This is a genomic window from Caulobacter sp. SRI_008 (assembly GCF_057586355.1).
Genome location: NZ_JBYCZS010000004.1, coordinates 136,314 through 157,289, shown reverse-complemented (window position 1 = coordinate 157,289; position 20,976 = coordinate 136,314). Strand labels below are relative to the sequence as shown.

The following is a 20,976-nucleotide window of genomic DNA, read 5'->3' as shown; positions in this document are numbered from 1 at the left end:
TGGCCGATCAAGCTCCGCAAGACTCAACCTCTACGAAACCCAAAGACACCGAAAGTTGTCTCAAGATCTGGCTTGAGTAGAGCCCGCGACAGATCGACGCCGCTACTGGCCTGCGCGCCAAAGTAGCCCTAAGTTGTTGTTCGAGCGGGAGACGAGAGCGTCGTGTTGAATTCGGCCGAACAGCAGGCTTGGGATTTCCTGAGCAAGGCGCCGCACTACGGCGCGCCGGCCGAAGTCGAAGAGCATTTCGGCCGCGCCCTGGCGGCCTTCGGCTACGAGCGCTTCGCCGCCACACTGGTCAACGCCGAGCGCTACGGCAAGGAGCCCCCGGCCCTGTCGCGCCAGGACTTCGAGGCCTGGGACAGCCGCTACTGGGGCGAACGCTACGTCGTCCACGACCCCTGCGTGAAGCTGCTGCTGAAATCGAGCAAGTCCTTCGCCTGGACCGACGCCAAGCCGCTGGGCGACCAGCGCGCCCACGCCATGTGGGGCGAGGCCTCCGAGTTCGGCATGAACGACGGCTATGTGGTGCGGGTGTTCGGCCCGGCCGGCCACGAGGTGCTGATCCGCATGGCCACGGGCGCGCCCGACACCGACCCGGCCGCCCGCGCCGTGGTCGAGAGCCTGGCCACGGTGTTCGGCACCATCATGCTCAAGCATTGGGAACTGCAGGACGACAATCCCGACTACGGGGTGATCTCCGAGCGTCAGGCCCAGTGCCTCTATTGGGCCAGTCGCGGCAAGACCGACTGGGAGATCGGCGCGATCCTCGAGCTCTCGCCCCGCACCGTCCACCATCACGTCGAGGCGGCCAAGAAGCGCCTGGGCGTGGTCAAGCGGCAGGAAGCGGTGATGAAGGCCGGCGAACTGGGCCTGCTGAAGGCCGAGTGACTCTACACGCGTAACGTCGATACGCGAAATTTCACAACCTTGAATATGGCTCGACGATCTGTTAGGTCTTCGACATAGTCGTTTTGCGCCCGCGCGGAACGCTAATTATGGTCGTGTGTGCGCCAGCGCACAGACCAATTCCCCTTAAAAACCGGAAATGCCTCACGGACTGAGGCGGCGTGCGCATAGGCCGTTTGGCCTATCGGTGATTGGGCGGATCATACTGCCTAATGCGAGCTGTCCAGAACGGGGGACAGCATCGCCATGATCCACATCGTCACCTGCGAAAATCGCCACCTCTACGGCCCCCAGCTTTGGGCCATGCATGAAGAACGTCGCAAGCAGTGCGTCGAGAAGAACGGCTGGGTCGACCTGGTCGTGCTCGACGGCGGCGAGGTCGACGACTACGACGACGCCCGCGCCATCTACCTGCTGGGCTTCGACGACGACATGCAGCTCGAGGTCGGCCTGCGCCTGCGGCCCACCGACGACCGCTGCATGCTGGCCGACAAGTTCGGCCACCTGATCGCTCCGGGCGAAAGCCCCAAGAAGGGTCAGGACGTGTGGGAGGCCAGCCGCCTTTTCACCACCGAGGCCTATCGCGCCAAGAAGGGTCCGAGCCGCGGCACGCGCGTGTTCGAAGCCTGGGCGGCGGCCATGGAGCTGGCGCTGGTCAACAACGTCACCCGCTTCGTCGGCATGATCGACATGGCGCTGTATCCGGGAATCATGAACTCGCCGATCGACACCCGGCTGGTCGGCCTGCCCCGCCCCTACGAGTACGGCGTGGTCGCCGGATCGGAAATTCTCCTGTCGCGAGAATTGCTCCAGCGGGTTCGCGAATCGATCGCCATCGAATCAACCGTGGGCTATCACGTCGACGAACTTGACCTGCGGGCCTTCGGTGATCTGGTCGCCGTGCAGCGCCAGGTGCTGCGGGCGATGACGCCTCAGATTCTTCCGGGTTCGGAGCGTGACGAAACCCTTTCCGCGGAAGCGCTTTTCCGCTTGCACGACGCAAGCGGCCAAGCTCGGCGGATCTGGAGCGATCGCGGTCAGAAATCGGAGTTTCAGCTTAACGCTTAGGCGGAGCATAAGCTCCACCTCAGCGACGTAGCGCCGCACCTGAGCTAGCTCGACTTTCGCCAACGCCCCGGTCGTGTCATTTTACACAAACAACCGTTGGAGGCGAAAAAGTTGAGTGAAGAAACCGAAGGCCGGCGACCCAACCCGGTCGATCTGCACGTCGGCGGTCGTGTCCGTATGCGTCGCAAGCTGTTGGGCGTGAGCCAGGAGCAACTGGCCGATTCCCTGGGCCTGACCTTCCAGCAGGTCCAGAAATACGAGCGTGGCGCCAACCGCGTCAGCGCTTCGAAACTGTACGAAATCGCCCGCACCCTGCAGGTGCCGGTGTCCTTCTTCTTCGACGGCCTCGCCGACCCGATGAACGGCGCCGAAGAGGACGAAGTCGGTCACCACGCCGAACGCGTCGTTCAGGAATTCCTGACCACGCCGGAAGGCCTGGAACTGGCCGAGGTGTTCCCGAAGATCAACCGCGGTCGCGTCCGCCGCCAGGTGCTGGACCTCGTCCGCGCCATGGCCGAGGAAGCCGCCCGGGCCGACGCCTGATCCGAGCGATCACCGAGTAAACTGCTTAGAAGAGCCTCGCCTCCCCCCAGGCGAGGCTTTTTCTTGGTCTGTACATCAACCGGCGTTGGCCCGGCTCTGGGCCGCCAGCCAGATGCGCTTGGCCGTCTGGGCCCCGGCCGGGGCCAGGCCGCGCAGGTCGTGGCTCTTGAGAAAGGTCAGGCCGATCTCGCGGTCCTTGCGCCAGGCCACCTTGGCGTCGTGGGCGAAGCCGCCGACCAGGTCGACCAGTTGGGCGCTCGCTGGCGGCGTCGAGCCCGACAGCATCTGCACGCGGGCCCCGCCGTCCGACATGTCCTTGATCACGCAGTCCCAGGCGAAGGCGCCGCACAGCACCTTGCCGGACCTGTTCGTGGACAGGCGCGGCGCGGTACGCCGGTCAGCCCCCGAACGTGAATCGAATATCGACATGCCTCAAGGAACGCACGGCGCGGTTAATCGGCCGTCTGTTCCAAAGGTTTTTCCGATATTTACCTAAAGCTTGAGCATACCGATCATGCCGCGTCGCGGCTCGCGTCGGGCCGCCAGCCGTTGCTCAGCAGGTCGATGGCCATCAGGTGCGCCAGCTCCAGCACCTGCCCCTCCAGGCTGTCGAGCAGGGCCAGCCGCCGGTCGGGCGACGGGGTGTGGGCGTAGAGCGCGCACAGCACGTGCAGGCGGGCGCGGATGCTGGGCGGCTGGAAATCCGAATGCAGCAGCGAGGGCCCGGCCATCTCGGCCGCCGACACCCCGCGCCGGCCGAACGGACCGGTCGGAAGATCCTCCGACGCGTCACCGAGACCTGGCCACTGCTGCGACGGAACCGACTGCCTGGACATGACTGAACTCACGCTTTCCTGCTTGGGGTTGAACTGAAGATCAGGCCACGAGGGCCGGGGCGCCGCAGCGCATGCCGTTGGTGCGGACGTCGGCCTCGCCCAGGCCCACGCCGAGCATGCCGGTCAGGCTGTTGATCACCTGGTCGAGCGGCGCGGCCGCGGCCGCCAGCACCGGCGTCAGGGCCGTCAGCACCGCCGACTTGCCCAGGCCCAGCTGGATGCCCAGCAGATTGACGTCCAGCGTCAGGCCGGTGATCAGCGTGGCCACGGTCGTACCGACCAGGTCGTTGGTCTTCACCGTCTTGACCGTGCGGGCCTTCACCTCGGCGCTGCTGAACACGACGTTGCGGAACGAGCCGCCGCCCAGGTCGACCTTGGACGAGCCGTCCACCGTGAACAGCGGCGCCTGGACGATGCGGCCCTTGGTCGGGGTCAGGGCCTGCTTGAAGTTCGACAGCTTGCTGGTGTCGACCTGGCCGATGGTCAGCGAGCCGACGCTGGGCTTGACCGCCAGGGTCGTGGTGCGGGCCGTGCAGTCCAGGGCGGCCAGCTTGGCCTCGCCCGAGGCCAGCTCGACGATCAGCGGCACCTTGATCTGGGCCGCGCCGCCCAGCAGGCTGCCCGACCCCAGCAGCTTGGCCTCGACATAGAGCCGCGTCTGGACGGTGCGGATGACCACCGACTTGTCCTGGGTGACGGTCATGAACGGGGCGTTGTTCATCGGCTCGCCGATGGCCAGCCAGGCGTCGACGTCGGCCAGGCCCGGGATGGCGGTTCCGAGATCCAGCTGCACCTGGCGCGAGCCGTTGCTCAGCATCAGCATGGCGTTGGCCAGTTGCATGGCGTCGATGCCGACCGCCGCGCCCGCCCCGCCGACCACGCGGTCCTGGCGGGCGTAGGGGCCGGCGTCGATCAGCGCGCTGAGCTTGATGCTCTGGTTGGCGTTGGTGGCCGAGGACAGCACCTTGGCCGCCGCCGAGGCGCGGGTCTGGCCGGCCGCCGACAGCACGTCCGACAGCACAGACAGGGCCTTGCTGGTCTTCACGTCGGTGGCGAGCAGGTCGTTGTAGCTGGCCGCCTTGACGCCGAGCTTGGTGTTGAGCGCGTCGAGATAGCCGAACAGCTCGACGTCGGCGCTGGCGAGGGCCTGGTAGTCCATGACCGACAGGCTGACCGAACTGCCGGTCAGGCCGGTCAGCAGGGCGTTGGCGACGCCGCCGTCGACGCTGGCCAGGCGCGTGCCGATCGAGAAACTGGCCAGATCGGCGCGGGCGGCCGTGGCCTGCCGGCGGATCGGGATCGAGGGGCGGCCCAGCAGGGCCTGGCCGAAGAACAGGTCGGCCTGGCCCTCCAAGGTCACGCGGGCGGCGTCGGGCGTGGTCGCGCCGCTCTGGAAGCGCTGGGCGGCGGCCGTCTTCTGGGCGTCGTAGCGGCCCTTGGCGACCTGCACGGCCACGGTCCCGCCGACGGGGTTGACCTCGACCGTCGCGCTGGCGGCGCGATCGGCGCGGTCGAGGTCGGCCGCCGCGGCCAGGGCCGCCAGGTCGGCCACCCCCTGCAGGCGCCGAGACTGCAGGTAGACAGAGCCGAGGTCGACGGCCAGGGCGGCCAGGCCGACCCCGCCGGTCAGGGCGGCGGCGGCGATGATCGCCACGCCCCCCTGGTTGTTGGAAAGAAAGCCACGGCTGGAAAGGAAACGGCGCACCATCAATACCCTCCCAGACGGACGACCGCCTGACGGGTGATCAGGCTGGACGGCATGGGAGCGATCTTGGCGAAGGCGAAGGCCACGCTGTTGGAAGCGTCGTAGGAGACCGAGATCACCGCCCGGTCGCCGCGATCGGTGACCTTGGTGGTCAGCCGCTTGGCGTCGAGACCGGCGTAGTCGGTCACGCCCTCGGCGGCCGAGGCCTTGGCCAGCTGGCTCCGTTCGGTGGCGTTGAGGCCGGCCACGGCGGCCCGGGCGGCGTCGTTGGCCACCTGTTGCACCGAGTGGGCCATCCAGAAGTAGGAGCCCCAGCCGACCATTCCGATCACCATGGCGATCAGCACCGGGCACACGAGCGCGAATTCCACCAGAGCCGTCCCTTGCTGGTCGGCGCCGAACTTCCGGATCGAACGCGGCTTCCTCATCTACGCCTCCCGTACCCGTCTGGGACGAACACCCTTTGGGTTGTGAAGCGAGATTAGTTCGACCTTGGCTTTCTCCACGTTCGTACGGGTAATCCGGATTTTGCGAAGTTCACGGACATGGAACCGACGACCCGTGCGACGTTTGGCCACCCCCCAGACTGCGTTGCCCCCGTACTCAGCCGCCGGTAACTTTAGCGCGCAACTGACCAACCATTCCGAGAGTTTGCTTCAGTGAATGCGTAGCGTCCGGATTCCACGCAAATCTGGAGGGCGACATGAAGTCGCGCGACATAGCACCTGCAAGGGTGACCGCCGGAGAAATCAGCCGCAATTTCGGCCAATGGCAGGATGTGGCCCTGTCGGGGCCCGTCATTGTCACGCACCATGGCCGTCCACGGGTGGTGATGATCTCGGCCGAGCACTACGCCGCCGCCGGCCTCACCGAAGGTCCGGGCGGTCACGACAATGATTCCGAGCTGCACACGGCCGAGACCGCGCGATCGGCGATCCTGGGCCACATGAACGAGGCCTTCGTGGCCCTCGACCCCGACCTGCGCATCACCGCCGTCAATCCGGTGTTCGAGGACCTGAAGGGCTCTAGCGCCGCCCAACTGATCGGCGCGGCCTGGAACGAGGTGTTCAACGCGCCGTCCCAGGCCCTGATCGGCGAACAGTTCCGCCGCGTCCTGCGCACCGGCGAGACCCTGGAGTTCGAGTCGGAATCCACCGTCCAGGCCGGTCGCTGCTTCGGCGTGCGCGTCTTCCCCTATCCCGGCGGCGTGGCGGCCCTGTTCGTCAACCGCACCGAGGAGCGCGACCTGCGCGGCCGCCTCGACCGCGCCTCGGCCCTGGAGACGGCCCTGGCCGTGCTGCCGGGCCTGGCGACCGCCCGGCTGAACATCCGCGGCGTGCTGGCCAGCATGGACGCCGACTTCCTGACCCTGACCGGGTTCTCGGAAGCCGAACTGCGCGACTGCCGGCTCAGCGACATCGTACGACCGGCTGAGCGTCGCGGCCTGACCATGGCCGTCGAGCACGCCCTGCAAGGCGACCCGCCGGCCCGCCTGTCGGTGACCCTGCTGATCAAGAACGGAGCCGAGCGGACGGTCGAGCTGGGGCTGGCGACCATCCGGCGAGACGGAGCCCCCGACGGCGTGCTGATCGCGATCGCGGCCTGACCGCTATACCGTTAACTTGACCGTACGGAACAATCGCCAGCCAATGCGCTGTAAGCGCTTGTCTTTTTGATGATCACAAGGCAAACCCGAAACGTTGGTTTTCGTATACGGAAGCGGCGTCATGGCGGGCTCGCCCATTCCACATCCAGTCGACACCCATGTCGGCGCGCTGATCCGCGCGCATCGTCGCGCGGCCGGTGTTTCACAAGAAGAGCTGGGCAAGGCGATCGGCCTGACCTTCCAGCAGGTGCAGAAGTATGAGACCGGCGAGAACCGGATCAGCGCTTCCAAGCTGGTCGAGGTGGCTAGGACGCTCAACGTGCCGATCTCGGCCCTGTTCGACGGGCTCGACACGGGTCCCGACGGCGAAAACCTGATCGTGCGCTTCACGGCCCTGCGCGACGCCAGTCCGTTCATGCAGGCGGCCGTCGAGCTTCCCGACGCGATCCGGGCGGAACTGTTCAGGCTGGCCACGGTCTACGCCGCCGAGGACGGGGCGACATCCTGATCACCGGCCGACGACACAGCCATAGTTTGCCATAATCAATCGCTCTACCTATAGTAGCCAATCCGACACATCCGGGGGGATGCGGCTATGGGCGAAGCGAAGACGATAAGGGTGCCGGCGCGAGACGGCGTCGAGATCGGCGAGGTCGCCGCCGGCGCAAGCTGGCGCTTCTCGGCCCGCGGCCGCTGGTGGGACTGGTTCGTGCCTTCGGGCGCCGGCGGCTACCGCTTCTTCCTGGCCGACATCCTGGACATCTACCCCGTGTCGAAGGGCCGGCCGTTCTTCGAGCTCACCGCCCGCGTGCGGGAGCACCCCGAAAAGCTCTATCCCATCGGCCGGGGCGCGACGGTCACCTTCGAGCAGGCGGGCACGGTCGAGCTCTTCGCCAACGACGTCGAAGGGTTCAACTGGAACAACAGCGGCGCCATCGAGGTCGACTACGAACCCTGCGACTGCCCAGAGCCCCTCCCCGACCACAGCCAGTACGACGGCCTGCCGGGCAAGTGGACGCTGCTGCGCGACACGCTGGACAAGACCAAGGGCGTCGGCTCGACCGCCATCCTCACGCTGGGCGCGGGCGCGGCGCTGGCCTTCACCCAGCAGGGCCGAGACCTCGTGCGCACCGTGGCCGAGGGCGACTTCTCCGGCGACACCGCGGTGCGCCAGATCTTCTTCGCCCTGACCCTGCTGTTCCTGGCCGTGCAGACCTGGATCTGGCCCCGCCTGATCATCCTGTCGAACTACGGACGCGATCGCCAGGCCTGGACCCCCAACTGGCTGCTGCGCTGGACGCCGAGGCTGCTGGGCCTGGCGCCGTTCCTGTTCGTGATCGGGGCGCTGTTCAAGAATCCCGCGCCCAATACCGGACTGATCGCCGCCCTGGTGCTGATCGGCCTGGGCTTCTTCGCGGCGATCATCGCCCAGTACGACGCCCGCAAACGGATCAGGGCGACGGCGAACGCCAAACGCCAGACGCCGCGCGAGCCGCTGCGCATCGGCCGTCTGTGGGTGATCGCCAGCTTCCTGATCAGCCTGACCGCGATGCTGTGGGCGATCTTCTTCCCCGTCGCCTTCGGCTTGACCCTGGGCGCGCCGGCCGTGGCCTTCCTCGGGGTGGGCTGCATCATCCCGGTGCTGGTCGTGCTGATCCAGACCGGCGACGCCGCGCGCGTGCCGACCCTGGCCTTCCTGGTGGTCGCGGCCGCGATCTTCGGACTGTGGGTCGACAACCACCCGGTCGGCTGGCGGGCGGCGACCACGCCCTATCACGCCATCGCGCAGGACCAGCGGCTGACGCTCGATCGGGCCTACGAGGACTGGGCCAAACAGGCGCCGGCCGGACCCGACGGCGCGCGCACCCTGGTGCTGGTCGCCTCGGAAGGCGGCGCTTCGCGGGCCGGCTACTGGACCGCCGAGGTCCTGGCCTCGCTGCACGAGAAGACCGGGGGCAAGCTGGCCCACAACCTCTTCGCCATCAGTTCGGTTTCCGGCGGCAGCGTCGGTGCGGTCGGCTATGCGGCGGTGCTGCAGGACCGCCCCAACCTGCAGCCGAAGGATCTGCGCGGCGCGGTCACCGACTTCGCCGGCCGCGACTTCCTCAGCCCCACCTTCGGCGGGATGCTGTTTCCGGACCTGCTGCAACGCCTCGTGCCCGTGGCCCTGCTGCCCGACCGGGCCCAGGGCCTGGAACTGGCCTTCGAGGCCGGATGGCGCGAGCACTGCAAGGACGTTCCGGGCTGCGACCATCCGGATCTGCTGAGCCGGAGCTTCAGCCAGTTCGGCCCGACCGACGGCGCCTGGCGGCCGCTGGTCATCATCAACGGCGCGAGCCAGGAGACCGGCCGGCGCATCCTCACCAGCCGCCTGCGCTTCAGCCCGTGGGAGATCAATGCCGACGACTTCTACAACGTCGTCGATCGCGACGTTCCGGTCTCCACCGCGATCCACAACGGCGCGCGCTTCCCCTGGATCAGCCCGGCCGGAACCCTGACCCGCAAGAACGGAACCGGGTCGGGCCACATCGTCGACGGCGGCTATTTCGAAGCCGCGGGGGTCGAGGTGCTGCGCGAACTGGCGCCCGCCCTGCGGACCATCGCCGAGAAGCGCGGCGACAAGCTGCGCATCGTCTTCGTCTATATCGGCTATCGCGAGCGCACCGACGAGGCCCTGGCCAGCGCCGCCGCCCCGGCCGACGACCCGAGGGCCAACAGCTTCCTCAACGAACTGAGCGCGCCGCTGAAGGCCCTGTTCGGCAGCCGCTCGGCCCATGCCGGCCATCTGCAGCGGGAGCTCAAGCTGGAGGCGTCGGGCGATCCCCGGGACATCAACCCGATCCTCTATTCCTCGACGCCGCTGGCGCACTACGAGCCGATCCTGCTGTGCAAGCAGACGGGTCCGCGGCCCTTCGAACCGCCGATGGACTGGGCTCTGTCGGGCTGCGCCAAGGCCTATATGCGCAAGGCGGCCGGCGGGACGGCGATCGCGGAGGGCCGGCAAAGCGCCTGCCGCAAGATCCTCGACCAGCCGATCCCCTGCCAGCGCTCGCTGGATGCTGCGATCGCCCGCGCGGCGCGTCAGACGCTGGGCGGAGCGCCGGAGCCGAGAACGCCGACGGCGGTCGTCGCACAGCCTTGAATCTGATCGGCGCCCATTCCCGACCACGAAGGCGGGGATCCAAGCTGGCTTTCAGGATGAAGCTCGCTCTTGGGTGATCTTCCGACTCGGCTTGGATCCCCGCCTGCGCAGGGATGCTCGGTGGAAAAATGGCCGAAGTTCTTGAGCGTCGATGCGCCCCGGGGGCGGCGTGAGGACGCACGGACGCCGAGCCCGCCAGAAGCGACCGGGGCGCATACGAAGTACAAAGCTTGTCGGGAAGAACCGTAGTGGTGGCTGGGGGCGGGATCGAACCGCCGACCTGTGGGTTATGAATCCACCGCTCTAACCATCTGAGCTACCCAGCCGCCGAAGCGGAGCGGGCTTATAAGCGCAAACTGACGCCGGCTTCAAGCCCGGTTTGCGATGTCATCCACAACTGCGCTGAGGCGCCGCGCGAGGCTGTCGGGACCATAATCGGCCAGCACCGCTTCACGGGCCTTTTCGCCAAAGGCCAGCGATCCAGCGGGGTTGGCGACCAGGGCGGCCAGGGCGTCGGCCAGGGCGACCGCGTCGCCCGGCGGCAGCAAGCGGCCGCTGACGCCCTCGACGATCATCTCGTCCGGACCCGGAATGGCGCTGGCGGCGACGGGCAAGCCCACCGCCATGGCTTCGAGCAGCACCAGGGGGAAACCCTCCTGGTAGGACGGGAAGGCGAAGACGTCGCCCGTGGCCAGGAAGGCCGAGGCGTCGCGCCAGCCGACCAGGCGCACGCGGTCGGCCAGGCCGTGCTCGGCGATCAGGCCTTCCAGCTTGGCGCGCTCGTCGCCCTCGCCGGCGATCTCGACCTCGAAGGCAAGGCCCCGGTCGCGCAGAAGGGCGGCGGCGGCGATCAGCACGTCGAAGCCCTTCTTGGGATGCAGGCGGCCGGCGGCGACGATGCGCGGCGGGCGGCCAGGCTCGGTGAAGGGCGTCGCCCGCACGGTCGGGATCTTCACGGCGTTGGGCACGAAGTGGACGTGGGCGGCAGGCACGCCGCGCTCGATCGCCAGGTCGGCGAGGTGCCGGCCGACGCAGATGTAGTCGGTGCGGGTGGTCTCGATGTCGAAGACCGGCTTGTGGACGCAGATCGCCAGGCGGGTCGATTTCGGGGCGGCCTTGGCGAACAGGCGCGCGGGCCGCTGGCCATGGCTGAGGATGATGGCGGGCTTGACCGCCTTCACGATGGGGCGGGCCGCGCCCAGGGTCAGGGGATCCCAGTCGGTGTAGGCGGGCATCGACAGCAGCGGCGGGGTGCGGCCGGCCTGGGCCTGGGCCACCTTGCTTCCCGCCCGCACGACGCCCGCGCACAGACCGCCGCGGCGGGCCGCCCAGGTCTCGAGGATCGGCTGGTAGTCGAGGAACACCTGTTCCAGGCCGCCCAGACCCTTGCCCAGCATGGCGTGCAGGATGGCGGTCAAGGCGATCTCCGAAACTGACGGGAAAACAAGCGCCGGAACCTTCCCCGCGAGGCCCACGCTGTCAATGCGCCGGACGAAAATCAGGCCCGCTCTCGCCGCCCCCCTCGCCTGCCGGGAGAAAAGCCGTTTATGGTCGCCTCATGCGCTCATCCCTGATCTTCGCCGCCTCCGCCCTTCTCGCCATGGCCGCCTGCGGTCCCGGCGAGGCCCAGAACAGCGCCGCCCCGGCCGTCACCGCCGACGGCGGGCCGGTGGAGACGCGCGCCGCCAACGCGCCCGACCAGAAGCCGGCCTTCGCCGGCCAGACCCGTGCGCCCCTGAAGGCCGCCGGCGTCGCCTATCAGGTGCAGGTCGTGGCCAAGGGCCTGGAGCATCCGTGGGCCATCGCCTTCCTGCCCGACGGTTCGGCCCTGGTGACCGAGCGCGCCGGCCGCCTGCGCATCCTGGCCAAGGACGGAACCCTGTCGCCGGCCGTCGCCGGCCTGCCGGCGGTGGACGCCAACGGCCAGGGCGGCCTGCTGGGCCTGGCGGTCGATCCGCACTACGCCCAGAACGGCCTGATCTACTGGAGCTATGCCGAGCCGCGCGAGGGCGGCAACGGCACGACCGTGGCCCGGGGCAAGCTGGTTCCGGGCGCGGCGCCCAAGGTCGAGACCGTCCAGGTGATCTGGCGCCAGACCCCGACCCTGGCCTCGGCCCTGCACTTCGGCGGTCGGCTGGTCTTCGCCCGCGACGGCAATCTGTTCGTCACCACCGGCGAGCGCTCAATCATCGAGGGCCGGATGCAGGCCCAGCGCCTGGACGGGACCCTGGGCAAGGTGATCCGCATAAAGCCGGACGGGTCGATCCCGGCGGGCAATCCCTTCGCCGGCCAGGACGGGGCCAAGCCCGAGCTCTGGTCGATCGGCCATCGCAACCTGCAGGCCGCCGCGATCAATCCCAAGACCGGCGAGCTGTGGACCGTCGAGCACGGCGCCAAGGGCGGCGACGAGCTGAACATCCCCCGCGCCGGCAAGAACTACGGCTGGCCGACCATCACCTATGGCGAGGAATATTCCGGCAAGCCGATCGGCGACGGGATCACCGCCAAGGAAGGCCTGGAGCAGCCGATCTACTACTGGGATCCGGTGATCGCGCCCTCGGGCATGGCCTTCTACGAGGCCGACCTGTTTCCGGCCTGGAAGGGCAGCCTGCTGGTCGGGTCGCTGAAGGAGCACCACATCGCCCGCCTGACGCTGGACGGCGACAAGGTGGTGGGCGAGGAGCGCATCGCCACCGAGTTCGGCGAACGCATCCGCGACGTCGTGGTCGGCCCCGACGGCGCCGTCTGGGCGGTGACCGACGAGGAAGACGGCAAGGTGATCCGGATCACGCCGAAGGGCTGAATTTCACCAAGGCGCGATTGACGCAGGACAACAACCTGAGACTGTGATCGCCAGTCCAGTCCCGAGTCCGCATCCATGCTCGATCGCCGCCAGACCCTCACCCTGCTCGCCGCGCTGTTCGGAGCCCAGGCGACCAGTTCCGCGCTCGCGGCGGGCGCGCCCATCCGCGCCAAGATCCGCCTGCAAGGTCGCCGCGTGGTGATGGACGCCACGCTGAACGGGCGCGGACCCTACGCCTTCATCATCGACACCGGGGCGGTGATCAGCGGCATGCGGCCCGACCTGCCGGGGCAGCTTGGCCTGCGCAAGCTGCGCGACGTGCGGCTGAACCAGGGCAAGGTCTTTCCGCTCTACGCCGTCGACGAGGTGGTGTTCGGCGGCGCCGTGCGGCAATCGGGCGTCAGCCTGGCGGGCCTGACCGACGTCAGGATCGACGCCGACGGCCTGCTGGCGGCGGGGCTGCTGACCACTTTCGACAGCGAACTCGACTTCGAGGCCGGTGAATGGCGGGTGCTGCCGAACGGGCAGTTCGATCGCGCGGGCTACGCCCGGCTGCCTTCCGACCTGCACGAGAGCTCGGCCATCGGCGGCTCGTCGCGCATCGTGGCCGACGTCACCCTGGACGGCAAACCCCTGCGCCCGCTGCTCGACACCGGCGCGCCGATGGCGATGTACATGGAAAACCGCCTCGGACGGCAACTGGGCCTGTGGAATGACGAGACGCCCTATGCGCCGGTCCGCTCGCGGGGGATCGCCGGGCCGACCAAGAACCTCTCCCGTCTGGTTCGCGCCAGGCAGCTCAAGGTCGGCGCGGAGGTCTACGAGGATGTCCTGGTCGTGGTCCACGCGCCGCAGGAACTGATTTCCGGCTCGCTGCTGGGGCTGCCGATCCTGCAGACGCTGAACCTGTCGTTCGATCGCGGCGACAACGCCCTCTGGGTCAGGCGCAACGGGCTGCCGGTTCCCGAGACGCCCTATGCCCGCTCGGGCCTGTGGGTCGATCTGGAGGGATCGGAGGTGCGGGTCACCGAGGTCGGCGCGGGAAGCCCCGCGGCCAAGGCCGGCGTGCTGCCCGGCGACGTGGTTCGCGGCGCGCGTTCGGTGCGCGAGGCGGTGGCCATGACCGGCGGCCCGGCCGGACGCGAAGTGACCTTGCCGCTGACGCGCAAGGGCCAACCCACCGAAGCCCGCCTCACCCTGGCCGACTACCTGTAACTAATCGACGTCGCGCCGGGCGCGCCAGGCCTTGCGGGCCTCGGACGGCTTGCCCTTGACCAGGGCCCCGGCCGCCACGCCGGCCAGGAACGAGGCGGTGGGGTGGGCCAGGATGATGTCGGCCACCCGCTCCTCGATCGGAGCCTTGCGATGCTTGGCCTGATGGTTCGACTGGGCCAGGGCCCAGATCGCCACCACCGCCGCGGCGATGCCGGCGACAATGGCGTGGGCCCAGGCCGTGCCGACGATCGAGGCCAGGAAGGCGAACACCGCCATGGCGCCCGACACCGCCGCGATCGCCGCGGCCATGACCAGTCCCGCGCCCCGCACCAGGCGCGAGGTCAGCCGCTCGATGAAATCGTCCACCATCGCCCTCTCCGTGAAACAGCCTATCGGCTAACGCGCGAGCGGGGGTTTGGTGTCAGCCGGCCGACACAAGCAGATCCGCTACCGTTTCGCCGATCGCCAGCGAACTGGTCAGGCCCGGGCTCTCGATGCCGAACAGGGCCACGAGGCCCGGCAGGCCATGGGTGTCGGCGCCGCGCAGCTGGAAGTCGGGCTGGGGCTCGTCCGGACCATGAAGCTTGGGCCGCACCCCGGCGTAGTCGGGGCTGAGGACGCCGTCGGGCAGGCCTGGCCAGAACTTGCGGATATAGGCGGCGAAGGCGTCGGCCCGGTTCGGATCGACCGAATAGTCGGGGGCTGGGACGTATTCGAGGTCGGGTCCGAACACCGCCTGGCCGCCCATGTCGTTGCGATAGTGGGTGCCCAGCGCCCCATGGATCGGCGGCGGATAAACCAGACGCTGGAACGGCGCCTTGCCCATGAGCCGGAAATAGACGCCCTTGCCGTAGTGAGCGGCGGGGATCTGGTCGGCCGGAAAGCCCTCGATGCTCGCCGCCACGGCCTGGGACGACAGTCCCGGGGCGGTGACCAGCAGGCGCGTGGTCAGGGTGGTCGGTTCGGCGCCGCCGGCCCGCACGGTGAAGCCGCCGCCCTCCAGCGGGGTCGCGCCCTCGAACGGCGTGGACAGCACCACCGCCCCGCCGGCCGCCTCGATCTCACCCTGCAGGGCCAGCATGTAGTCGTGGCTGGCGAAGACGCCGCTTTCCGGCGACAGCAGGGCCGCGTGGGCGTTGAGGCCCGGCTCCAGCGCCTGGGCCTGCGCGCCGGTGAGCCGTTCCATACCCTCGACGTCGTTGGCCTGAGCCTGGTCCCAGATGGCGTCGAGGCGGGCGATCTCGTCGTCGCTGGTGGCCACCACCAGCTTGCCGCACTTCTTGTAGGCGACCTTGTGCGCGTCGAGGAACGCGTAGAGCCGCCGCCGCCCCTGCACGCACAGCAGGGCCTTCAGCGAGCCGGTCGGGTAGTAGAGCCCGCCGTGGATCACCTCGGAATTACGCGACGACACGCCCTGCCCGATGTGCCCCTCGGCCTCCAGCACGGCAACGGTCAGCCCGCGCTGGCTCAAGGCGTAGCCGCAGGCCAGCCCCACGGCGCCGGCGCCCACCACCACCGCGTCGAAATCAAACTCGGTCATTTGAGGGTCGCTGAATGTTCGATGGAACGGATGATCACCGCGTCGTCCGCCACCTCGTAAAAGATCACATAGGCGCCGTGCGGCAGTCGGCGAAAACGAGGATGGCTGGCGACCGCCTGAGCCATGTAGGGCGCAAAGGCGAGCTGCTCGAAACGCTCCATCAGGCTCTCGATAAAGCGGACGCCGGCGCGAGGACTGTCCTCGGCGATATAGTCGCGAATTCGCGTCAAGTCGCGCCGGGCGCGCGGCGTCAGGACATAGGGAAGGCTCACTCGCCGGTGGCCTTGGCCCGCGCCTTCAGATCCGCCAGCATTTCAGACAGGAATTGGCGGCCATCGACATGCTCGGCCGGATCGACGGCTTCCATTTCCAGTTCGTCGAGCAAGGCCTCGAGCTTGTCCGAACCACCGACGATGTCGACCGCTCGGCGATAGTTGAGCTCCGCCAGTTCGGCGGCGACGCCCTCTTCCAGCGAAGCAAACTCGCCCCGCTCGACCCGCGCCAGGAGGTCAGCCGCGTCCTCGGCGCTCAAGGTCACCGTCACCTGGTCTGGATGTCGAACCGGCCTGTTCATGGCGGCAAGCCTAGCACGGAGCCAAAGAAATCAATTCGGTCATTTGAACGCGACCGGCTTTCGCGCCCCGTGCCGGACGCCAAGAATGAGGATGTCCCGCTCGCGAATGCGATAGAGGATGATGTAGGGCGGAATGGTCACGCCTCGAACGTCCGGACCGAACGACGGCTTCAGGCCGTATCCCTCCGGAGCGTTCGCCAGGCTCTGGCAGCGCTGGATGAGGTGATCGACGAAGCTCGCCGCCGCTCTTGGCTTGTCGGCGGCGATATCGTTACCGATCGCGCTGATGTTCCTCGCGGCCGACGCGCTCAGGCGAACCGGCTTCAAGCCCGATCGTCCTGGGCGTCCGCCATGTCCTCGTATCTGGCCTTCAGGGCGTGCAGAAATTCGAAGGCGTCCACCTCGCCGGCGCCCGTCGCGGGATCCGCCTCGATCTCTTCGACGAGAGCCTGGAGAGCCGCCTCGCCGCCGAGCAGTTCGACGGCGCGGAAGTGTTCGAGTTCGAGCAGCGCGGCCGTGACGGCTTCGTCGAGCGAGGCGAACTCTCCGCTCGCGACTCGCGTGGTCAGATCCTCGACGGCGCTGGCCGGAAGATTGACCGAGACCATCGAAGCGCTGCGAACCGGCCTGTTCATGGCGGCAAGCCTAGCACGAACCTCCCGGCCCGCCACGGCTCATGGCGCGACAGGCGCTCGCCCCTGCGTTGCGAGCCGCATGAAACTTCGCCATAAGCGGTGCAGGGGACTTCCATGACCGTACGCCTTCTCGCCCTGGCCGCCAGCCTCGCCGTCGCCGGGCCAGCCCTTGCCGATCCCGCCCCGCCCGCCCGGGAGCTGACCGAGGGCGTCGTCTGGAAGAGCAAGCCGGGGCCGATGGACCTGGATCGCCATTACCCCGAGGAAGCGCGCCGAAAGGCCCTTTCCGGCTGGGCGCTGATGCGCTGCCGGGTGTTGGCCACGGGCGAAATGGAGGCTTGCCGCGCGCCGGCGTCCTCGCCCGAAGGCGCGCATTTCGACGACATGGCCCTGAAGCTGGCCTCGAAGTTCCGCATGGAGCCGACCACCGCCGACGGCCAGCCGGTGGGCGGGGCGATGATCACCATCCCCATCACGCTCGTCGGCGGCCCGGACGGCGGAAAGCCGCCGCCGGTCAGCTACCAGCCGGGACGCGCGGCCGCGGCCCTGATCCCGGCCAAGACCGGCTCGATCCCCTGCCCCGCCGCCGACGCCCCCGACCAGCAATGCCATTTGCAGGCGATCGCCTGGGAAGAGCGGCCCACGCTGGACGTCGCCGCCGCGCGGATCCTGGCCGCGGGTCCCGCCGAGGGCATGGCCAACCTGGAATGCACGGCGCGCGCCGGCCAGCTCGTGGACTGCGAGGCCAGCGGTCCGGCCCTGACGCCGACGGCGCGCGAGGCGATGCTGGCGCTGGCCCCCGCCTTCAAGCCGCCGAAACGCGCCGCGGGCGGCGCGTCCACCGAAGGCCAGCGGATCTTCACCGTGTTCGACTGGACCACGCTGAGCCGCATCTACGGCGCGGTGTACGGCGGCGAGACCCGGTAGGAGGGCCTCAGCCCTCCCACTGCCCCCACAGCCTGGCCGCCGTCGCCTTGGCCTTTTCGACCGCCGCTTCCTTGACGTGGCCGTAGCCGCGGATCTCGGAGGGGACCTCGGCCAGCTTCAGGGCCAGGGCCTTGCGCTCGGGACGCAGGCCGGCGACCAGACGGTCGAGCGTGACCTCGTAGTCGGCGATCAGGCCGCGCTCCATCCGGCGCTCCTCGGTCTTGCCGAAGACGTCCAGCGGACCGCCGCGCAGGCCCTTCATGCGCGCGATCATCGGGAAGGCGAGATCCAGCATCCAACCGCCGAAGGCGATCTTGCGCGGCTTGCCGTCCTTGCCCTTGGGCGCGATCAGCGGCGGCGACAGCCAGACCTTGGCCTTGCCGCCCTTGAAGGTCCCGGCCAGCTCTTTTGCGAAGCGGCCGTCGGTGTAGAGGCGGGCGACCTCGTACTCGTCCTTGTAGGCCATCAGCTTGTAGAGGTTGGTCGCCGCCGCGCGGGTCAGCGGCAGGTCGGCGCCCTCCCCGACCATGGCCACCTCGGCGTGACGCACCTTGGCGATCCGCTCGGCGTAGCGGGCGGCGTAATGGGCGTCCTGGTAGGCGACCAGGTCTTCGACGCGGCGAGCGATCAGGGCGTCCAGCGGCTCGGTCTGGGGCGTGGGGACGTCGCTCGGCTTGTCGCCGGCCGCGGCCGGGTCGAAGGCGATCTGGCGGCCCAGCTCGAAGGCCTGCAGGTTGGCGTCGGCGTCCACCCCGTTAAGCTTGATGGCCCGGTAGAGGGCGCGGCTGGAGAGCGGGATCACGCCGCGCTGCCAGGCGAAGCCGACCATGATCATGTTGGCGTAGATGGCGTCGCCGAAGCGGCTCTCGGCCAGGCGCTGGGCCGGGCAGGCGTCGAAGGCCTTGGTCGCGGCCTTGACCCGCCGGGCCATGGCCCCGCCGTCGAAGCGCACGTCGCGGCTGGTGACGAAGTCGGCCGTGGGGGCGAAGTCGCTGTTGCCGAAGGCCATGGTGCGGTCCTTGGCGTAGAGCGACAGCGCCTCGGGGCTGGCGGCGACCAGCAGGTCGCAGGCGATCAGCACGTCGGCGCTGGCGGCCGGCACGCGGCCGCCGACGATGGTGTCCTCCAGCTCGCCGATCTTGACGTGGCTGAACACCGCCCCGCCCTTCTGGGCCAGGCCCGTCATGTCGACCACGCTGCCGGCGCGGCCGTCGATGTGGGCGGCCATGGCCAGGATCGAGGCGACGGTGGTCACCCCGGTGCCGCCGACGCCGGTGAAGATGATCCGCCGCACGCCGTGGAAGTCCTCGAACGCGGGCAGCGGCGTGGAATCGACCGACAGCGGCGCGGGCTTGACCTTCTCGCCGGCCTTCTCGGCGCCTTCCAGGGTAATGAAGGACGGGCAGAAGCCCTCCAGGCACGAATAGTCCTGATTGCAGCTGGACTGGTTGATCTTGCGCTTGCGGCCAAAGGCGGTGTCGAGCGGTTCGATCGACACGCAGTTGGACTTCACCGAGCAGTCGCCGCAGCCCTCGCAGACCAGCGGGTTGATGAAGACCTTCTGGGTCGCCTTGGCCATGGTCCCGCGCTTGCGGCGGCGGCGCTTTTCGGTGGCGCAGGTCTGGTCGTAGAGCAGCACCGTGGTCCCGGGCGTGTCGCGCAGCATCTGCTGCACGCTCATCAGTTCGGCGCGCGGGAAGATCTCGACGCCGGGGGCCAGGTCGGTCACGGCCTCGTAGCGCTTGAGGTCATCGACGACGATGACGGTCTTGGAGACGCCCTCGCTGGCCAGTTGGCGGGTGATCTGGGCGGGGGTGAAGCCGCTTTCGGCCCGCTGGCCGCCGGTCATGGCCACGGCGTCGTTGAACAGCAGCTTGTAGGTGATGTGCGCCCCGGCCGCGACGGCGGCCCGGATGGCGAGCGAGCCCGAGTGGTTGTAGGTGCCGTCGCCCAGGTTCTGGAAGACGTGCTTCTCGGTCGTGAAGGGCGCCGCGCCCACCCAGGTCAGGCCCTCGCCGCCCATGTGGGTGTTGAGGTCGGTCGAGGGGTCGTTGAAGCCGGCCATGTAGTGGCAGCCGATGCCGGCCAGGGCGCGGCTGCCCTCGGGCAGCTTGGTCGAGGTGTTGTGCGGACAGCCCGAGCAAAAGAACGGCTTGCGGGCCTGGTCGGCGGCCAGGCTGACGGCGGCGACGCCGGCGGCCGAGACGCGGTCGAGATAGGCCCGGGCGCGCTCCATGTGCGGCCCCGGCGGCAGGCGGTCGTAGATCGCCAGGGCGATTTCGGCCACCGACAGCGAGCCCAGCTCCGACAGCAGCGGATGGCCCTTCTCGTCGGTCTTGCCGATGATGCGGGGCCGAGCCTGGGCCGGCAGGTCGTAGAGGGCGGCGCGGGCCTGGGGTTCGATCAGGGCGCGCTTGTGCTCGATGACCATGAGCGTTTCGAGGCCGGCGGCGAAGGCGCGCAGGCCCAGAGGCTCCAGCGGCCAGGGCATGCCCACCTTGTAGACCGAGACGCCGAGGTCGGCGGCTTCCTGCAGGCTCACGCCCATGGCCGAGAAGGCCTCCAGCACGTCCTTGTAGGCCTGGCCCTGGCAGACGATGCCCAGACGCGCCTTGCCGACACGGACATGCGAGGCGCCCAGCACCACGCGGTCGATCTGGTTGGCGCGGGCGAAGGCCAGGGCGGCGGGGATCTTGTGGAGGCGGAGACGGCGCTCCTTCTCCATCGGCTGGTCCTTCAGCCGGATGCCCAGGCCGCCGGGCGGCATGGCGAAGTCGGGGATCACCACATGGTGGCGGCCCAGCGACACGTCGATGGTGACGCCGCTGTCCATGGTGTCGGCCAGGGCGATCAGGCCGGTCCACAGACCTGAGAAGCGCGACATGGCGATGCCGAGGAGCCCGTAGTCGAGCACCTCCTGCACGTCGGCCGGCGACAGCACGGGGATCTCGAAGTCCTGGAAGGCGAATTCCGACTGCGACGGCAGGGTCGAGCTCTTGCAGGCGTGGTCGTCGCCGGCCACGGCCAGCACGCCGCCGGTCGGGAAGGTCCCCGCGAAATTGGCGTGCTTGAAGACGTCGCCGGTGCGGTCGACGCCAGGCGCCTTGCCGTACCAGAGGCCGAAGACGCCGTCGTGGGTCGCGCCGGGGAACAGGTTGGCCTGCTGGCTGCCCCAGACGGCGGTGGCGGCCAGGTCCTCGTTGAGGCCTTCCTTGAAGACCACGTCGTGGGCGGTGAGCAGCTTGTTGATGCGCGCGGCCTGCTGGTCGAGGCCCCCCAGGGGCGAGCCGCGATAGCCCGACATGAAGCCGGCGGTGTTCAGTCCGGCGAGTCGATCCAGGCGCTTTCGATCGAGCAGCACACGGAGCAGCGCCTGCACGCCAGTGATGAAGGCGCGACCATCTTCGAGCACATATTTGTCGTCGAGCGTGACTTCCGAGTGCCGCATGGCAAAATTTTTCCTCCCGGGTCTT

General features: G+C 68.8%; 21 protein-coding genes and 1 tRNA gene. 9 read left to right on the top strand and 13 right to left on the bottom strand.

Going from position 1 to position 20,976, the window contains the following annotated elements; genetic code table 11:
• Positions 1 to 162: 162 nt before the first annotated feature.
• The 3 genes from AC2YHT_RS05590 to AC2YHT_RS05580 all read left to right on the top strand — a co-directional run bounded on the left by AC2YHT_RS05590 (position 163) and on the right by AC2YHT_RS05580 (position 2,520).
• Positions 163 to 891, top strand: a complete 729-nt coding sequence (locus AC2YHT_RS05590) for a helix-turn-helix transcriptional regulator (protein WP_487288587.1) — start codon at positions 163 to 165, stop codon at positions 889 to 891.
• Between the two features lie 264 nt (positions 892 to 1,155).
• Positions 1,156 to 1,977, top strand: coding sequence for an acyl-homoserine-lactone synthase (locus AC2YHT_RS05585; RefSeq protein ID WP_487288586.1), 822 nt, complete (start codon positions 1,156 to 1,158; stop codon positions 1,975 to 1,977).
• Positions 1,978 to 2,088: 111 nt separating this feature from the next.
• Positions 2,089 to 2,520, top strand: a complete 432-nt coding sequence (locus AC2YHT_RS05580; RefSeq protein ID WP_110119520.1) for a helix-turn-helix domain-containing protein — start codon at positions 2,089 to 2,091, stop codon at positions 2,518 to 2,520.
• Between the two features lie 75 nt (positions 2,521 to 2,595).
• On the opposite strand, the gene AC2YHT_RS05575 is transcribed toward AC2YHT_RS05580, so the two are convergent.
• The 4 genes from AC2YHT_RS05575 to AC2YHT_RS05560 form a co-directional block, all read right to left on the bottom strand.
• Entirely contained in the window at positions 2,596 to 2,949 is a 354-nt protein-coding gene (locus AC2YHT_RS05575) for a PilZ domain-containing protein (RefSeq protein WP_487288585.1), read from the bottom strand.
• A gap of 83 nt (positions 2,950 to 3,032) precedes the next feature.
• Positions 3,033 to 3,356, bottom strand: coding sequence for a hypothetical protein (locus AC2YHT_RS05570; RefSeq protein ID WP_487288584.1), 324 nt, complete (start codon positions 3,354 to 3,356; stop codon positions 3,033 to 3,035).
• A gap of 40 nt (positions 3,357 to 3,396) precedes the next feature.
• The gene (locus tag AC2YHT_RS05565; protein WP_487288582.1) at positions 3,397 to 5,064 is read right to left on the bottom strand and encodes a pilus assembly protein TadG-related protein; all 1,668 of its coding nucleotides are present in this window, start codon (positions 5,062 to 5,064) and stop codon (positions 3,397 to 3,399) included.
• Positions 5,064 to 5,489 (bottom strand): TadE/TadG family type IV pilus assembly protein, encoded by a 426-nt coding sequence (locus tag AC2YHT_RS05560; protein WP_487288581.1) that lies wholly within the window; start codon positions 5,487 to 5,489, stop codon positions 5,064 to 5,066. The genes AC2YHT_RS05565 and AC2YHT_RS05560 overlap by 1 nt, the downstream gene beginning before the upstream one ends.
• Before the next feature lie 275 nt (positions 5,490 to 5,764).
• On the opposite strand from AC2YHT_RS05560, the gene AC2YHT_RS05555 reads away from it, so the two are divergent.
• The 3 genes from AC2YHT_RS05555 (at position 5,765) to AC2YHT_RS05545 (ending at position 9,809) form a co-directional block, all read left to right on the top strand.
• On the top strand, positions 5,765 to 6,667 hold the full coding sequence (locus AC2YHT_RS05555; RefSeq protein ID WP_487288580.1) for a PAS domain-containing protein: 903 nt from the start codon (positions 5,765 to 5,767) through the stop codon (positions 6,665 to 6,667).
• 121 nt (positions 6,668 to 6,788) lie between these two features.
• Entirely contained in the window at positions 6,789 to 7,175 is a 387-nt protein-coding gene (locus AC2YHT_RS05550) for a helix-turn-helix domain-containing protein (protein ID WP_110119508.1), read from the top strand.
• A gap of 111 nt (positions 7,176 to 7,286) precedes the next feature.
• Complete coding sequence (locus AC2YHT_RS05545; RefSeq protein WP_487288579.1) at positions 7,287 to 9,809, top strand: hypothetical protein; 2,523 nt, start codon at positions 7,287 to 7,289, stop codon at positions 9,807 to 9,809.
• Between the two features lie 249 nt (positions 9,810 to 10,058).
• Here AC2YHT_RS05545 and AC2YHT_RS05540 read toward each other — a convergent pair.
• Positions 10,059 to 10,135, bottom strand: a tRNA-Met gene (locus AC2YHT_RS05540).
• 42 nt (positions 10,136 to 10,177) lie between these two features.
• Positions 10,178 to 11,227, bottom strand: coding sequence for a glycosyltransferase (locus tag AC2YHT_RS05535; protein ID WP_487288578.1), 1,050 nt, complete (start codon positions 11,225 to 11,227; stop codon positions 10,178 to 10,180).
• 140 nt (positions 11,228 to 11,367) lie between these two features.
• Here AC2YHT_RS05535 and AC2YHT_RS05530 point away from each other — a divergent pair, with 140 nt between their 5' ends.
• A complete protein-coding gene (locus tag AC2YHT_RS05530; protein ID WP_487288577.1) occupies positions 11,368 to 12,612 on the top strand; it encodes a PQQ-dependent sugar dehydrogenase in 1,245 nt (414 codons plus the stop codon).
• Between the two features lie 75 nt (positions 12,613 to 12,687).
• Positions 12,688 to 13,827 carry an aspartyl protease family protein gene (locus AC2YHT_RS05525; RefSeq protein WP_487288576.1) on the top strand — a complete coding sequence of 380 codons (1,140 nt, stop codon included), beginning with the start codon at positions 12,688 to 12,690 and terminating at the stop codon, positions 13,825 to 13,827.
• On the opposite strand, the gene AC2YHT_RS05520 is transcribed toward AC2YHT_RS05525, so the two are convergent.
• From AC2YHT_RS05520 to AC2YHT_RS05495, 6 genes are read right to left on the bottom strand one after another with little or no spacing between them, the layout of a single operon-like run.
• Positions 13,828 to 14,196, bottom strand: coding sequence for a hypothetical protein (locus AC2YHT_RS05520; protein ID WP_487288575.1), 369 nt, complete (start codon positions 14,194 to 14,196; stop codon positions 13,828 to 13,830).
• Between the two features lie 52 nt (positions 14,197 to 14,248).
• Entirely contained in the window at positions 14,249 to 15,367 is a 1,119-nt protein-coding gene (locus AC2YHT_RS05515) for an NAD(P)/FAD-dependent oxidoreductase (RefSeq protein ID WP_487288574.1), read from the bottom strand.
• A complete protein-coding gene (locus tag AC2YHT_RS05510) occupies positions 15,364 to 15,639 on the bottom strand; it encodes a type II toxin-antitoxin system RelE/ParE family toxin (protein WP_487288573.1) in 276 nt (91 codons plus the stop codon). The genes AC2YHT_RS05515 and AC2YHT_RS05510 overlap by 4 nt, the downstream gene beginning before the upstream one ends.
• Positions 15,636 to 15,941: a hypothetical protein gene (locus AC2YHT_RS05505; RefSeq protein ID WP_487288572.1), complete on the bottom strand. Its 306-nt coding sequence runs from the start codon at positions 15,939 to 15,941 to the stop codon at positions 15,636 to 15,638. The genes AC2YHT_RS05510 and AC2YHT_RS05505 overlap by 4 nt, the downstream gene beginning before the upstream one ends.
• Before the next feature lie 39 nt (positions 15,942 to 15,980).
• Complete coding sequence (locus tag AC2YHT_RS05500) at positions 15,981 to 16,268, bottom strand: type II toxin-antitoxin system RelE/ParE family toxin (RefSeq protein WP_487288571.1); 288 nt, start codon at positions 16,266 to 16,268, stop codon at positions 15,981 to 15,983.
• On the bottom strand, positions 16,265 to 16,576 hold the full coding sequence (locus AC2YHT_RS05495) for a ribbon-helix-helix domain-containing protein (protein WP_487288570.1): 312 nt from the start codon (positions 16,574 to 16,576) through the stop codon (positions 16,265 to 16,267). The genes AC2YHT_RS05500 and AC2YHT_RS05495 overlap by 4 nt, the downstream gene beginning before the upstream one ends.
• Before the next feature lie 114 nt (positions 16,577 to 16,690).
• On the opposite strand from AC2YHT_RS05495, the gene AC2YHT_RS05490 reads away from it, so the two are divergent.
• A complete protein-coding gene (locus tag AC2YHT_RS05490) occupies positions 16,691 to 17,503 on the top strand; it encodes an energy transducer TonB (protein ID WP_487288569.1) in 813 nt (270 codons plus the stop codon).
• Positions 17,504 to 17,510: 7 nt separating this feature from the next.
• On the opposite strand, the gene AC2YHT_RS05485 is transcribed toward AC2YHT_RS05490, so the two are convergent.
• Entirely contained in the window at positions 17,511 to 20,951 is a 3,441-nt protein-coding gene (locus AC2YHT_RS05485; protein WP_487288568.1) for an indolepyruvate ferredoxin oxidoreductase family protein, read from the bottom strand.
• Positions 20,952 to 20,976: the final 25 nt, after the last annotated feature.

Bases quoted from the DNA above. Each gene is read 5' to 3' on its own strand.
- AC2YHT_RS05585 (WP_487288586.1), top strand. From the start codon at position 1,156: ATGATCCACATCGTCACCTGCGAAAATCGCCACCTCTACGGCCCCCAG.
- AC2YHT_RS05575 (WP_487288585.1), bottom strand. From the start codon at position 2,949: ATGTCGATATTCGATTCACGTTCGGGGGCTGACCGGCGTACCGCGCCG.
- AC2YHT_RS05570 (WP_487288584.1), bottom strand. From the start codon at position 3,356: ATGTCCAGGCAGTCGGTTCCGTCGCAGCAGTGGCCAGGTCTCGGTGAC.
- AC2YHT_RS05565 (WP_487288582.1), bottom strand. From the start codon at position 5,064: ATGGTGCGCCGTTTCCTTTCCAGCCGTGGCTTTCTTTCCAACAACCAG.
- AC2YHT_RS05560 (WP_487288581.1), bottom strand. From the start codon at position 5,489: ATGAGGAAGCCGCGTTCGATCCGGAAGTTCGGCGCCGACCAGCAAGGG.
- AC2YHT_RS05555 (WP_487288580.1), top strand. From the start codon at position 5,765: ATGAAGTCGCGCGACATAGCACCTGCAAGGGTGACCGCCGGAGAAATC.
- AC2YHT_RS05550 (WP_110119508.1), top strand. From the start codon at position 6,789: ATGGCGGGCTCGCCCATTCCACATCCAGTCGACACCCATGTCGGCGCG.
- AC2YHT_RS05530 (WP_487288577.1), top strand. From the start codon at position 11,368: ATGCGCTCATCCCTGATCTTCGCCGCCTCCGCCCTTCTCGCCATGGCC.
- AC2YHT_RS05525 (WP_487288576.1), top strand. From the start codon at position 12,688: ATGCTCGATCGCCGCCAGACCCTCACCCTGCTCGCCGCGCTGTTCGGA.
- AC2YHT_RS05520 (WP_487288575.1), bottom strand. From the start codon at position 14,196: ATGGTGGACGATTTCATCGAGCGGCTGACCTCGCGCCTGGTGCGGGGC.
- AC2YHT_RS05515 (WP_487288574.1), bottom strand. From the start codon at position 15,367: ATGACCGAGTTTGATTTCGACGCGGTGGTGGTGGGCGCCGGCGCCGTG.
- AC2YHT_RS05505 (WP_487288572.1), bottom strand. From the start codon at position 15,941: ATGAACAGGCCGGTTCGACATCCAGACCAGGTGACGGTGACCTTGAGC.
- AC2YHT_RS05495 (WP_487288570.1), bottom strand. From the start codon at position 16,576: ATGAACAGGCCGGTTCGCAGCGCTTCGATGGTCTCGGTCAATCTTCCG.
- AC2YHT_RS05490 (WP_487288569.1), top strand. From the start codon at position 16,691: ATGACCGTACGCCTTCTCGCCCTGGCCGCCAGCCTCGCCGTCGCCGGG.
- AC2YHT_RS05485 (WP_487288568.1), bottom strand. From the start codon at position 20,951: ATGCGGCACTCGGAAGTCACGCTCGACGACAAATATGTGCTCGAAGAT.